This window comes from Photobacterium angustum, assembly GCF_003026365.1.
Classification (GTDB): Bacteria; Pseudomonadota; Gammaproteobacteria; order Enterobacterales; family Vibrionaceae; genus Photobacterium; species Photobacterium angustum.
In genome coordinates, this window is sequence record NZ_PYOM01000006.1 from 121551 (window position 1) to 134609 (window position 13059).

Annotated in this window: 13 protein-coding genes; 8 read left to right on the forward strand and 5 right to left on the reverse strand. The window is 36.9% G+C overall.

Features of this window, described 5'->3' with window-relative positions:
• The first annotated feature begins 76 nt into the window (after nucleotides 1-76).
• Nucleotides 77-451, forward strand: a complete 375-nt coding sequence (locus CTN01_RS08040; RefSeq protein WP_045149969.1) for a hypothetical protein — start codon at nucleotides 77-79, stop codon at nucleotides 449-451.
• Nucleotides 452-468: 17 nt separating this feature from the next.
• Nucleotides 469-621: a hypothetical protein gene (locus CTN01_RS22755; protein WP_005364124.1), complete on the forward strand. Its 153-nt coding sequence runs from the start codon at nucleotides 469-471 to the stop codon at nucleotides 619-621.
• Nucleotides 622-667: 46 nt separating this feature from the next.
• Here the strand turns inward: CTN01_RS22755 and CTN01_RS08045 are convergent, their stop codons facing one another.
• Nucleotides 668-1558: a LysR substrate-binding domain-containing protein gene (locus CTN01_RS08045; RefSeq protein WP_045149968.1), complete on the reverse strand. Its 891-nt coding sequence runs from the start codon at nucleotides 1556-1558 to the stop codon at nucleotides 668-670.
• Nucleotides 1559-1730: 172 nt separating this feature from the next.
• Between CTN01_RS08045 and CTN01_RS08050 the strand changes: the two genes are divergently transcribed.
• Nucleotides 1731-2282 carry a YbhB/YbcL family Raf kinase inhibitor-like protein gene (locus CTN01_RS08050; protein ID WP_425259202.1) on the forward strand — a complete coding sequence of 184 codons (552 nt, stop codon included), beginning with the start codon at nucleotides 1731-1733 and terminating at the stop codon, nucleotides 2280-2282.
• Between the two features lie 73 nt (nucleotides 2283-2355).
• On the opposite strand, the gene ald is transcribed toward CTN01_RS08050, so the two are convergent.
• Together ald and CTN01_RS08060 are read right to left on the reverse strand one after the other, a co-directional pair.
• The gene (ald, locus tag CTN01_RS08055) at nucleotides 2356-3474 is read right to left on the reverse strand and encodes an alanine dehydrogenase (RefSeq protein WP_045149964.1); all 1119 of its coding nucleotides are present in this window, start codon (nucleotides 3472-3474) and stop codon (nucleotides 2356-2358) included.
• A gap of 398 nt (nucleotides 3475-3872) precedes the next feature.
• The gene (locus CTN01_RS08060; RefSeq protein WP_045149963.1) at nucleotides 3873-4265 is read right to left on the reverse strand and encodes an H-NS histone family protein; all 393 of its coding nucleotides are present in this window, start codon (nucleotides 4263-4265) and stop codon (nucleotides 3873-3875) included.
• Between the two features lie 958 nt (nucleotides 4266-5223).
• On the opposite strand from CTN01_RS08060, the gene CTN01_RS08065 reads away from it, so the two are divergent.
• The 5 genes from CTN01_RS08065 (at nucleotide 5224) to CTN01_RS08085 (ending at nucleotide 10128) form a co-directional block, all read left to right on the forward strand.
• Nucleotides 5224-6597, forward strand: a complete 1374-nt coding sequence (locus tag CTN01_RS08065) for a lytic polysaccharide monooxygenase (protein ID WP_045149962.1) — start codon at nucleotides 5224-5226, stop codon at nucleotides 6595-6597.
• Nucleotides 6598-6665: 68 nt separating this feature from the next.
• Complete coding sequence (locus CTN01_RS08070) at nucleotides 6666-6950, forward strand: hypothetical protein (protein WP_107342132.1); 285 nt, start codon at nucleotides 6666-6668, stop codon at nucleotides 6948-6950.
• A gap of 358 nt (nucleotides 6951-7308) precedes the next feature.
• Nucleotides 7309-9219 carry a BCCT family transporter gene (locus CTN01_RS08075; protein ID WP_045128101.1) on the forward strand — a complete coding sequence of 637 codons (1911 nt, stop codon included), beginning with the start codon at nucleotides 7309-7311 and terminating at the stop codon, nucleotides 9217-9219.
• A gap of 188 nt (nucleotides 9220-9407) precedes the next feature.
• Nucleotides 9408-9761: a putative quinol monooxygenase gene (locus CTN01_RS08080; protein WP_005364132.1), complete on the forward strand. Its 354-nt coding sequence runs from the start codon at nucleotides 9408-9410 to the stop codon at nucleotides 9759-9761.
• 88 nt (nucleotides 9762-9849) lie between these two features.
• Nucleotides 9850-10128, forward strand: coding sequence for a hypothetical protein (locus tag CTN01_RS08085; RefSeq protein ID WP_045149959.1), 279 nt, complete (start codon nucleotides 9850-9852; stop codon nucleotides 10126-10128).
• 58 nt (nucleotides 10129-10186) lie between these two features.
• Here the strand turns inward: CTN01_RS08085 and CTN01_RS08090 are convergent, their stop codons facing one another.
• Nucleotides 10187-10993 carry an ABC transporter ATP-binding protein gene (locus tag CTN01_RS08090; RefSeq protein WP_045149958.1) on the reverse strand — a complete coding sequence of 269 codons (807 nt, stop codon included), beginning with the start codon at nucleotides 10991-10993 and terminating at the stop codon, nucleotides 10187-10189.
• Nucleotides 10994-11039: 46 nt separating this feature from the next.
• The gene (locus CTN01_RS08095) at nucleotides 11040-12764 is read right to left on the reverse strand and encodes an ABC transporter permease subunit (protein WP_045149957.1); all 1725 of its coding nucleotides are present in this window, start codon (nucleotides 12762-12764) and stop codon (nucleotides 11040-11042) included.
• Between the last annotated feature and the right edge of the window lie 295 nt (nucleotides 12765-13059).

Consider the following 13059-nt stretch of genomic DNA (forward strand, 5'->3'; position numbering starts at 1 on the left):
TTTTTTTTTTCTGATTATATGTTATTGCAGTATATATCGTCGTATTATAAAAAAAATAAATATTGAGTTTATAAACATGTCATCATTAATTAAAAAAGTGTCTCTATCAGTCGCGCTGTTATCTTCTTTATGTTTTTCTTATGCTAATGCAGCTGAGATATCTGGTAACTCGATTGTGGTTCAATCATGTATTGAAAACCAAAATTTTGATGAGCAAGGTTTGATTCACTGCTATCAACAAGCTGAAGCAACAGCAAAAGATCAAGTTTACAATTTATCAGGTCAAGGTGAGCATTATAAAAATGCTATCGATACCCAATGTCAAAAGTTACAAGTAAAACTTAATGCAGATGCATCAATGATTAAATCTGACAAAGAAGCCAAAATAGCGGTTTGTTATGCTAATGGCTGGTCTCGTGCTCGTGATGAAGTGTTAAATGAAAAATACTAATCTAAATGTGAGGGATTATGCGCCATTTATCTGACTATCAACAACAAATAGACGTAATTGTTCAAGAGCATTCAGGAAGTCTTGAGCAATCACTAGAGTCTTTACAGCGATTACTAGATGCTATCGCTGATGATACGGCATTAACAGATAGTCAATTAAAACAGGATTAAGTTTGCTTTAGGAATAAACGGATGAAGATACAATGCTCATCCGTTTTTATTTGATTTTAGATAGTTGTAAAATGGAATTGTATAACAAAGTTGTAGATGAATTATTTTTATTTTCTTGAGGGCATACGAGATAATACGTTGGCATTTTATCGTTAATGTAAACGATATTGAGTCGCTCAACCAAGGTACCATCATTGAGTTGCTTTTGGACTAAGATTCTATTAACAAAAGCAATGCCTAAACCGTTACAAGCCGCCTCTATGGCTTGAATTGAATTCTGGAAAAAAACTTTGCTCTGATTTTTGTTCGGTTTGATCTTCATGTTGTGTAAAACAAGATCCCATTGAATTAGACGATTAGTCGTTTCTATCAATGTGATTTCACTTAGTAGTTGCTCGGTGAGTTTTACTTTAGATGAAGGAATATAATCAGGGGTACAAACTGCAACCATCTTTTCTTTAAATAAGACATCATATTCATGGTGCTCTGGTGGTTCTAATCCATATCGAATCGCAATATCTATATTCTCTTTACCGAAATCGAGCGTTTCTAATGTATCAATAAAGTTGAGCGAGATCCCTTGCTGAGATAACTGTCGTATATTAATAAGTGGTAAAAGCCATTTATTTAATAATGTTGGTGGTATCGCGATGGTTAACTTTTGATTTTTAGAGATACCGAGATCGGTCGTCGCCTGTTCTAACTCATTTAAAATAATAGTCGTGCGGCTAAAGTAGCGAAGTCCTGCATTAGTCAGAGTAATACTGCGGTTGTGTCGTTGAAATAATTTTTGTTCGATAAAATCTTCAAGTGTGTTGATCTGATGACTTACAGCACTAGGTGTTACACATAATTCCTCTGCGGCTAATTTAAAGCTTTGTAGTCTTGCTGCGGCTTCAAAATAGATAATGGCTTTTATTGGTGGGATGACCCGCATAGAGATACCTTCAGGTTATTTTTTCTCAATTTACAACGTATTTTTATGAGTTTGTAGAATTAATTGTTTAAGAACATAATTTTAAAAAACAAAATACGTTTGGCAGTATACCAATTTAGAGTGCTTTTATACTGCTAGAACGTTATTTATTCTATATTGATGAGAAAAAATGATGAAGATCAAACAAGTAGTCGCAGCCGTACTTCTAGCAGTTCCTGCATTTATGTCACAAGCGATGGTACTAACTAGCCACGATATTACCAATGATAAAACATTACAAAATCAGCAATTGTTTAATCAATGGGGCTGTACAGGTAAGAATGTATCGCCACATTTAACATGGAAAGATGTTCCTGCTGGAACAAAAAGCTTCGCTGTTACTATGTATGATCCCGATGCGCCAACAGGAAGTGGCTGGTGGCATTGGAGTGTTATTAACATTCCTGCAGATGTGCATAGTTTAGCGGCGGGTGCGGGTGCTGTTGGCGGAAAAGCGTTGCCGAAAGGCGCAAGTATGGTAACCAATGATTTTGGCTTCAAAGGTTTTGGTGGTGCATGCCCTCCACCTAATGCAAAACCACACAATTATGAAATTACAGTATATGCATTAAATACGGCGAAGATTAAATTACCTGAGAACGCATCACCTGCATTAGCGGGTTACAACATTCTTGCTCATGTTATTGGTAAAGCAGAACTTGTTGCACCAACAAATGCACGTTAATTGAGATTAAATGAAAAGCCACTTATCTAAACTGATAATAGTTTTTATAAGTGGCTTTTTATATCGACGAACTTTATTCATTCAGCTTTTTCTCTGCTTCTATGTAAGGGAGGTGAAGTGATAGTGCAACGTTTTTACAGGTTATATCGCCCTGATAGATATTGAGTCCATCACGTAGATGTTTATCATCGAGAAGAGCTTGTTTATAGCCTTTATTTGCTAACGCAACAATATAAGGCAGTGTTGCGTTATTTAAAGCAACGGTTGAGGTACGGGCAACGGCGCCTGGCATATTAGCGACACAATAATGTACAACGTCATCAATAATATAAGTAGGATCATCATGTGTTGTTGGATGCGATGTTTCTACACAGCCACCTTGGTCAATAGCAACATCAACAATGGCAGATCCAGGCTTCATTTTTTCTATCATTGCTTTTGTGATCAGTTTAGGTGCCGCAGCGCCTGCAATAAGTACGCTTCCAATAACAAGATCTGCCCTAATTACATGATCTTCTATTGCAGTATTCGTCGCATAGATTGTATTAATTTTACCTCCAAATTGTATATCCAATTGGCGTAATACATTGATATCGCGGTCTATAATAGTGACATTAGCTTTTAAGCCAATTGCCATTTGAGCTGCGTTACTGCCGACGACGCCTCCACCAATGATTACAACATTTGCCGCATTAACACCGGGAACACCACCTAATAAAATACCTTGTCCACCGCGTGATTTTTCTAATGCAAATGCTCCTGCTTGAATAGACATTCTCCCAGCGACTTCAGACATTGGAGCAAGCAGGGGAAGTTTATTGTTATGATCAGTGACTGTTTCATAAGCAATACAAATAGCTTTAGATTTGATTAAGTCTTTAGCTTGTTCGAGATCAGGGGCTAAGTGAAGGTAAGTAAAAAGAACTTGTCCCTCATGTAATAGTTTACGCTCACTGATTTGAGGCTCTTTTACTTTAATGATCATTTCAGCAGTAGAAAAAACATGTTCAGCTGTTGGTGAAATAAAGCCGCCAGCGTCAACATAGTCTTGGTCGTTAAAGCCAATACCAGTACCTGCTAGGGTTTCTATATAGACATGATGCCCGTAGGCTGTGAGCTCTTTTACTGCGGTTGGTGTCATACCAACACGATACTCGTGGGGCTTGATCTCTTTAGGTACGCCAAGAATCATAGTCTTACCTCCTTCTATGTTTAGAAAAGCAGCAACGATTATCTTTTTGGAGTAATAAATAGATTAAGTAAAACGTCTAGACCCAAGCAACTTGAAAATAACCTACGATTACATGGGTTGATTTCTTTGATGCAAATCCGTAACAAGAGTTTGCAACTTAAGCTCGCTTAGGTATAACTGTATCTATGTGTCTCTATATTATTATAACGTAACATTTTGAGATCATTTGTTTTTTTATATTATTGTCAATATCTATTACTATTATTATATGGGTGCTAGAGAACAATAAAAAAACAGACAATATAAAAAGATAAGTAGAGGGGGAGGTATTAACAGTGAATATTAGGAAGAAGTAAAAGTCGCTATTTATTAGCGACTTTTCACTTAATGTCACGAAATTAAATTTCGAACTCAGAAAGTTGTGCGCCATTATCTAGCAGTTGTTGCAGTACTTTTGGGGTACGGCCTTGGCCTGTCCATGTTTTTTCTTCGCCGTTTTCATCAGTAAACTTATATTTAGCAGGTCGAGCAGCGCGTTTTTTCTTTGCTTTTGGTGCATCACCTAAAAGTGCTACAAGCTCTTCTGCAGTAATACCTTCAGCTTCAAGCATGTCACGGTATTTTTGAAGCTTGGCTTCTTGCTCTTTGTTTATAGCATTTGCCGCTTCTTCTTCCTCACGTCGTTCTTCAACAACTTGAGTGAATTTCTGTAGGCCTTCTTGAAGATCTGCAACTGACATTTCACGTGCTTGTGCACGCAGTGAACGTAGGTTTAAAAGAATATCAATCATGTAATTTGATTCTGAAATAAAAGAAATATTAGAACCTATTGTACTTAAGTTTTTAAATAAGGCACGAAAAATAAAGCGTTATATTTGAAACTAAATCTCATTTTTTAAAATTAATAAAATACAAAAACAGTAATTGTAAATATAGAAATGAAACACGCTAAATATTGAACGCTATTTTATCTAGAATGCGAAGATGACGAAGTGTAAGCATAAAATAACGTTTGTTTTGTGAACAAAGTTCAGGAGAGCCAATACGAGCATTCACTCACTTCAACTGTCATTAAGTCATTAGTTATATCTTATTCGTTGTTGCTTAGTTAGAAGGTGAAATTCGCCACGAAAAGATATGCTAAAACTGACAACCAATCTTTAATGAAAATCATTATCATCTATTGTGTGATTTGAGCATTGACCTCTCATATATTCGTTGTAAATGATTTTTCATCTGTAGTGTAGTAAAACCCTTAATAAATTAATGTTTAAAATAAAACTGACGATTAAATAATAGGTTGCTTGTAATCTTAAAACATTTTTTAATTATCGGTTGTCGTTATATTGACATATTTAGAGTTGGTTTTTTGACGCTGGAATAATATATTCTTAATTTTAATCTTTTTTATTTTAATAATGGTGATGTGTGACGTTTATTTTTGAAATATATGTCAAATCAACATTTTTAAATGTAACAAAAAGTATACTTTCAACGTATTTGTGATGAGGTTAATTGTTTAAAAACAATTGTTTGAGTTGTTCTTGTTTGTAATTTTATCGTATTGATTAATTTTGTTTATTATACGTTTCTTGTTCTATGATTTATAAAATGCAGCAGCGGAAGGAATGAGTTCTTTCGCTTTCACTGTATAAAAAGAACCATAAAAATGGATTAACACAGTGGTCAAAGAATAGTGATGTAGATTTTAAAAAACTTAGATCACGACACATTTATTGAGAGAAAATAATGTCATCTAAATTAAAACAACTATCTTTATCTGTAGCATTTGCTCTAGCTAACGTTGCTGCAATTGGTACTGCAAATGCTCACGGTTGGGCAGAGTTTCCACCTGCTCGAACTGTTATTTGTGATGCTGACGGTAACTACTGGGGCGGTCAAGCACCAAACTTAGCGTGTCGTAAGTTATTTGCTGAAAATGGTGGTTGGCCATTTACACAGAAGAATGAAAACGCTGCAAACACTACAGATTATAAGAATATTGAAGCTGTAAAAGTTTCTGTTCCGAATGGTTTGTTATGTGCCGGTGGTGATACTAAAAAGGATGGTTTAGATATTCCTTCTCAGCACTGGCAAAAAACAGAACTGATCCTTGATGAAAATGGTGAGTTCGATTTTGTGTGGACTGCAACCGCGGCACATAACCCATCTTATTGGGAATTTTACTTAACCAAACCCGGTCACGATTTTTCAAAACCTTTAAACTGGGATGATCTAGAGCTCGTTGATACGGTTGGTAATGTGATGCCAAATGCTGGTTCACCATATAAAACGTATAACTTTAAAGTGAAGCTTCCAACTGATCGTTCAGGTGATGCTGTACTTTATTCTCGTTGGCAGCGTATTGATCCTGTGGGTGAAGGTTTTTACAACTGTAGTGATGTTATTATTAAGCAATCTGACAATGAAGGTGAAGTAACGCCTCCACCAGTTGTTGGTGGTGACATGAATGCAATTCCTGGTTACTTTGTTCCTGTTGGTTACCAAACTCCAGCTGTTGGTGAAACAGTACGTTTCCGTCTAATGGCACCAGTAACAGGCGCTGAAGTGTTTGATCACCGTTTAGTGATCACTGCAGCTAACCAATCTACATGGATTGAAACACTAGCGACTGAAATTAATGCTTTAAATTCAGAAAAACTATTTGTTGGAGTATGGAATCAAACTTCAGGTAAATACGAGTTTGATACTTCGAATGTGCATGCCAATAAAGTTTGGGTATCAGAGAAAGATTACGCATTTGCAGTAAGTATCTTTGCTGAACTTGAACCATTACCACCAGTTCCACCTGTTGATCCTGAATTACCAGAAGGTAGTTGGAATAAATCTGCAACTTACTTAGCTGGTGATGAAGTAACACATGCCGGTAAAACATGGAAAGCCGGCTGGTGGACAACAGGTGATGAACCAGGTAAATCAGAAGTATGGAAAGTTGTACTAGGTGAGGGTGAAACACCTGAAGTTGGCGCTTGGTCAGCAACTCAAGTTTATAATGAGAACGATGTTGCAACCCACAACGGTTCAAGTTGGAAAGCCGGTTGGTACACTAAAGGCGAAGAGCCTGGAACAACGGGTGAATGGGGTGTTTGGCGTAAGCTGTAACCTCAACTAAAAGAGAAGCCTATATCTACATGATATAGGCTTTGTTTCATTTGATAAGTTAGAAATATATGAGTTCGTCAGATATTTTGTCGGCAAGAATAGAAAAAAGTTTTGATCGCGCTTTATCTAAAAAAGGCTATCTATCATTATGCTCTATTATTGAAAGCCAATATAAAAGTAAGCAAAGTTACCCAATGGTATTGCGCAAAAACACAGATAAAACAGTGCAGTATTCCGTCTTTAAAGATCAAAGCATAAAAGGGGTTGATCTGGCTCGATATAAAGTTAAGCAGCCCAAAAAAGAAGGTGAAAGTAAATACTTATCAATGACCTCATTATTTGATTTAGCTTAATCATCATTTATGAAGCGAAGCCCGAAAAGGCTTCGCTTTTTTTAGGGATATTTATGAGCTGACCAGTTATAGATTATTAATAGTCACTTATAAGAGTACGTTTTTTTGGAAGAGAAAGGAGATGTGAGGAGGGAAGTAATACCCCTCAATTGTATCAAAATGTTAATTCAGTAACGTGTTATTGCCTGTTTTTTAATATATATGCAGGTTAGTGCTCAGAAAATGAATAAAAACAGAATTGATAAAAAAAACTTATAGCCTCAATTAAGTTTTCTGTTTGTGTTGTTGTTGTTAAAAGATGAACATTAGTTTTACTTTTACGGACTATGTGTAGCAGTAAGGAAACATAGTGAACACAATACAAAAAAACTTTAAGTTGATCGATAAGCCAACATTCTTTGGCGCACTAGCAATGTTGATCTCGGTGGTTGTTCCACTGATCCTTTTTCCTAAAGAAGGGGCAATCTGGATTGCGACAGCAAAAACATTCATGACAGATAAACTAGGTTTCTTATATCTAGCGTTAGGTTTGGCTGCTGTATTTTTTATGGTTTACATTATCTTCTCTGATATTGGCCAAATTAAATTGGGTGATGCAGACGAAGAGCCTGAATTTAAAACCGCTTCATGGGCTGCAATGCTATTTTGTGGTGGTATTGGTGCAAGTATCCTTTATTGGGGTGCTATTGAGTGGGCTTACTACTATCAAAGTCCGCCTTTCCAATTAACACCAGGAAGTGAAGAAGCGGTTCGCTGGGCTGCTACTTATGGTGTATTCCACTGGGGACCTGTTGCGTGGGCTATTTACCTTGTACCGGCTGTGCCAATTGCTTATTTCTTCTATGTTCGTAAGCAGCCTGTATTAAAAGTTTCTGCAGCACTAATGCCTGTTATTGGTGAAGCGCGTAGCTACGGTTGGACTGGTAAAGTTATCGATGTTCTTTTCATTTTTGGTCTATTGGGTGGTGGTGCAACGACATTAGGTTTAGCCGCTCCTCTTATTACTGAAGGTGCTAACTATTTATTCGGCACGCCAAAAAATACAGAAACACAAATTTTCGTACTACTAATCTGTACTGTAATTTTTGGTTACTCTGCTTATGCGGGTATGGAAAAAGGGATTAAGATCCTAAGTAATATCAACTTCTGGGGTGCGTTAGGTTTACTTGCGTTTATCCTTGCTGTTGGCCCTACCATTTTCATGCTTGAAACGGGCTTAGATTCTCTAGGTCGCATGCTGTCTAACTTCTTTGTTATGGCAACATGGGCAGAACCTTTTGGTGGTTACGGTTCGTTTGAAGATACTCACTTCCCACAAGATTGGACAATCTTCTACTGGGCATGGTGGTTAGTATTTGCACCAAGTATGGGTCTGTTTATTGCGCGTATCTCTCGTGGTCGTACAATTAAACAAATGGTTGCAGGCTCTATCTTCTTCGGTTCTATGGGCTGTTTCCTATTCTTCATGGTACTTGGTAACTTTGGTTTATCGCTACAGTTATCAGGCCAGTTAGATGTGGTTTCAATCTTGAATGCAGAGGGCGCGACTAAAGCAATCTTCTCTATTCTTGAGCAGCTACCATTTAGTACGCTTGTTATTACCGTGTTTACATTGCTGTGTTTGATCTTTACAGCAACAACGTTTGACTCAATCTCGTATATTCTGGCATCTGTAGTACAGAATGATGTAACTGAAGAACCAATGCGTTGGAACCGTTTATTCTGGGCTTTTGCAATGTCGTTCATGCCATCGGTATTGATGTTCATGGGGGGGCTAGCAACGCTTCAGACTGCGGCGATTGTAGGTGGTTTACCATTACTGTTCATTACTGTAATGCTAATGATTTCAGCCGTTAAAGCTGCAACATTAGACTTGAGTCACCAAGAAGGCTACGAAGATCCTGTTATTAACATCGAAGATTTACCGGATGTTGACCCATGGTCAAAAGAAGGTATGGCGCTAGCGAAGTTTGAGCAATTAAAAGATGTTGCGATTGAAGCGGCAGATGCTGAGCGTGATGCACTGAATGCAATCTGGAAAATTAAGAAAACTATTCGAGCTGAAGCATTAGCCCGTGGTGATAGTGGCGCGGATATGGGTGAAGTTCCTGCTGAATTAGCAGAAGAGTTACACCGCCTAACCACAGAAGCGATGGCAGCGAAAGAAACCAAGCTTGAAGCATCAGCACAAGCACAGGAAGCACGTGTTGCTTTCAATGACCTGATGAAAGAAAAAGAACAAGCCGCAATAACTGAAGCAACAGCTTAATAGCTAACGTTAAAGAGTTAATGCAGTAATAAAGCGATCCCTCGGGGTCGCTTTTTTTATATTACTGGTATTGAGATAATAAAATAAAAATAACAAAGATTTAACAAGTATCTTTGTAAACATTGATACGTTAAAATTTGCAACTTATCGATATGCATCATCAATATGGCACAAGAAGGAGAATAATAATGACAAGCCGAGTATATGTACTTGCTCAATTTAAACCAAAAGCAGGGAAAGAAGCTGAATTATTTAATGTGTTAAAATCATTAGAGCCGGATTCATACCGTGAAGAAGGTTGTATTCAATATATGTTGACGCGTCAGATTGATCATCCAAGTGCAACTCGAAATGATTATCCGATTGTTTTTAATGAAATCTGGCAAGATGCTGAATCTTGGGCCGCTCATGGTCGACGTAAACAAATTCAACATTTCTTTAATAGCCAAGTTAAAGATCCAGCTGGATTAGTCGAAGATGCCATTGTCACCGCTTACAGTGATGAAGGTTATGATTATGATGCGCCGTGTTTTGATGTATAGCTGTTTATAATATTATTTTCAAAATCTGACACTGTGCCTTAGTTATATCGGAAAATAACTAGGGCATTTTTAATTTACGGATGTAGTAATGCGAAAAACTGATAAAAAACGAGATAATACTATTGTCTCGGTATTAACTCAGGTATGTCACCTTGCTCAAGAACAAGATCAAGGTTTTCAATGGTTAACGCATAAAGTGAATTACCAAGATTTTCCAGGCAGTTTAACGGTTACTTGTGTTTATGATGTAATGCCTTCTGATGATGTCAAAAAACAAATGTGCGAACTCATTCAATCAAGATTGCAACAGCAAGCAATTTTATTGAAAACCCCTGCTCGACAAGTGCTGTTTAAGGTAGAAAAATAGGTTAAAAAGCTCGTAAGATCCTTGTCTTTACGAGCTTTTGTCTTTCGTTACAAATTGTTCATTCGTTGTGCATTAATTGTTCGACGATTTCTGCTTTTAAGGCGCTTAAAGCTTTATCATTTAGGTTTCTTGGTCGTGACTGATCAATACTAATATCGCTCTGAATGCGCCCAGGGTTACTACTCATAACAATGATACGATCAGCCATTGTGATTGCTTCATCAATATTATGGGTTACCATTACAATGCTTTTAGTTTTAAGGTTATTTGAGTCCCACAATGAAATAATATCATCTCTAAGACGTGTTGCTGTGAACATATCAAGAGATGAAAAAGGTTCATCCATTAACAGAATTTCTGGCTCTACAACAAGTGCTCTTGCGATGCCTACACGTTGTTTCATTCCGCCAGATAAAGCACTTGGTAAGTTTTCAACCTCAGCTTCTAACCCAATCATTTTGATGGCTTCAATGGCTTTTTTATGGCGAAGTGCAGGTGACATTCCTTGAGCTTCAAGCCCAAATGCCACATTTTCTTTAACCGTAAGCCAAGGTAATAAAGCATAACTCTGAAAAACCATAGAAATATCACCAACAGGGCCTATCATTGGCACATTACAATAATGGACACTCCCTAACGAAGGGGTAATTAGTCCAGCTATGATTCGAAGTAGTGTTGATTTACCTGTACCTGAGCGACCAATAATTGCAACGATCTGATCTTCATACAAATTTAAGTTAATGTTGCTGAGCACTGTTTTTTGCTCTGTACCTTGTGTAAAAGTGTGCGTGATCCCGTTTAAGGTCATCATCTCTGTATCATTTGAGAAGTTGTGCTTGTTAAGTGAAAGTGTTGATTGAGTCATAGTAAGCCTTTAATTTTTTGAGTTATAAGTTCTGGTTAGCATGGCGTTAGGATATTTTGTATTTGCGCTCTGTTAACTTATAAAGTGGATTCCATATAAATACGATACACAAGCCAACTAATACAGACATGGCCACACAGCCTAGTGCTGCCTGTGGTAATGCATTATCTATTGTGGCTTTAGAGATATAGAAGCCAAGCCCTGAGGTATGGACGGTCGATACTCCCCATTGCAATAGTTCAGCACAGATTGCTGAGTTCCAAGCCCCACCTGCGGCGCTGATCACTCCGGTTAGAATATAAGGAAATATTGCTGGCAGCATAAAACGTAACCACCATGTTCGGCCTGTTAACTTAAAGAGTTTTGCTAGTTCAATCATTTCTTGCGGTAAAGTTGTAACGCCAGCAATAACATTAAAAAGTACATACCAAGTTGTCCCCATCATAATCAATGGGATGGTCCATAAGTTTAATGATGTATTGGTTGCCATTAATGCAATAGTAACCAATGGAAAAAAGATATTTGGTGGTAATGCTGAGCCTATTTGAATAATAGGCTGCGCGATACGAGTTGCTTTAGGGCTCAAACCAATCCAAACACCGACAGGTACGCCAATAACTAAGCTTAATAACATTGCCGCTAATACGCGTAATGTTGTTTTTGTCATTAGTGGAACCATGGACAAAATTTCATTTTTAGGTACGTAATGCCATAATTCATAAGACCATGTTGTACAAAAATACAGCACAATTGCATACCACGATATCACCGAAAATAGTTTTAATGTTTTTGGTAAAGCGTAGCTGCTCCTAGTTGGTAAATAGCGGCGACCACCATTTACAAATATTTCTGCTGTATTTTTGATAGGGCGAATAATGCGCTTTAGCAATAAAGTGTCGCTTAATACGTTGTAAAACCATGAAGTATTGTGTTTATGAGTTTTTACCGATTCATATTTAAACTTTTCAGACCAACGAACTAACGGACGGAAAAATAGTTGATCGAAAACCATAATGTTTATGATTATGGCGAGCACAGCCCAAATAATCATTTTCACATCAGCATTATTTAGAGCAATTTGAATAAACGTTCCTACGCCATGTAAAGGCATATCTTTACCTGATAGTGGAATAATTTCAGCAGCGACAATAGCAAACCATGCTGCTGATTGAGAGACCATCGCATTCCAAATTAATCCAGGAATAGTATATGGAAATTCGACTCGCCAAAACTTTTGCCAAGGTGAGAGGTTAAATAGTTGCGCTGCTTCTTGGATCTCTTTAGGAACGATCCTAAGTGTTTGATAGACCACTAACGCCATATTCCAAGCTTGTCCTGTGAAAACACCAAAAATAGCAGCGGCCTCTAATCCCATCACACTGTTTGGAAATAAGTTGATAAATATAATCGTGGAAAAAGTAATAAATCCAAGTAAAGGTACTGATTCCATAATATTGATAAAAGGTAGAATTATTCGTTCTAAATGTTTATTTTTAGCGGCAGCAACACCTGCTGTGATAGCAAATATAAAAGAAAAGAACATACCAATTACAAGCCGCATTGTGGTACGTAACATATCGTAAGGTAACTGAGATAAAGACCCTTTAACTTCTGGTTGAAATTGATCTAAAGAATGGTGCATATCATGCCAACCATGCTTATAAAGAGTAATAGCGATAATAAAAATAGTAAAAGTAATAATATCTTTACTATTGAGTGAGAAAATAAAAGGCTTATTGTTTTTAAGCTGCTTTTGTAATGCTAAGGACATGAAAAGTCCTCCATAAATATCATGGATATAGTATGAGTAATATCAATTATAAAAAGAATATTACAATATAATGAATATTTAGGTTGAAAACGAAAATATATTTTAAAGATGAAAACTGCTTAGTAATGAGTCATATTTATTACAGTCGACAACAGATGCTTAAATTTTATTTAAGGTATTGAATATCAATTAGAAAATATGACATCGCATAAAGCTAGTCTTTTTTTATGGGTGGTGGTTGTAATGAAAGGTAACGAACCATGATGAAACTCCATTTTTTCAATGGATTAATACA

What these genes read in the sequence shown, in the direction of transcription:
- ald (WP_045149964.1), bottom strand. Translation starts at nt 3,474, where the DNA reads ATGATTCTTGGCGTACCTAAAGAGATCAAGCCCCACGAGTATCGTGTT.
- CTN01_RS08050 (WP_425259202.1), top strand. Translation starts at nt 1,731, where the DNA reads ATGAAGATCAAACAAGTAGTCGCAGCCGTACTTCTAGCAGTTCCTGCA.
- CTN01_RS08080 (WP_005364132.1), top strand. Translation starts at nt 9,408, where the DNA reads ATGACAAGCCGAGTATATGTACTTGCTCAATTTAAACCAAAAGCAGGG.
- CTN01_RS08090 (WP_045149958.1), bottom strand. Translation starts at nt 10,993, where the DNA reads ATGACTCAATCAACACTTTCACTTAACAAGCACAACTTCTCAAATGAT.
- CTN01_RS08070 (WP_107342132.1), top strand. Translation starts at nt 6,666, where the DNA reads ATGAGTTCGTCAGATATTTTGTCGGCAAGAATAGAAAAAAGTTTTGAT.
- CTN01_RS08085 (WP_045149959.1), top strand. Translation starts at nt 9,850, where the DNA reads ATGCGAAAAACTGATAAAAAACGAGATAATACTATTGTCTCGGTATTA.
- CTN01_RS08095 (WP_045149957.1), bottom strand. Translation starts at nt 12,764, where the DNA reads ATGTCCTTAGCATTACAAAAGCAGCTTAAAAACAATAAGCCTTTTATT.
- CTN01_RS08040 (WP_045149969.1), top strand. Translation starts at nt 77, where the DNA reads ATGTCATCATTAATTAAAAAAGTGTCTCTATCAGTCGCGCTGTTATCT.
- CTN01_RS08045 (WP_045149968.1), bottom strand. Translation starts at nt 1,558, where the DNA reads ATGCGGGTCATCCCACCAATAAAAGCCATTATCTATTTTGAAGCCGCA.
- CTN01_RS22755 (WP_005364124.1), top strand. Translation starts at nt 469, where the DNA reads ATGCGCCATTTATCTGACTATCAACAACAAATAGACGTAATTGTTCAA.
- CTN01_RS08065 (WP_045149962.1), top strand. Translation starts at nt 5,224, where the DNA reads ATGTCATCTAAATTAAAACAACTATCTTTATCTGTAGCATTTGCTCTA.
- CTN01_RS08060 (WP_045149963.1), bottom strand. Translation starts at nt 4,265, where the DNA reads ATGATTGATATTCTTTTAAACCTACGTTCACTGCGTGCACAAGCACGT.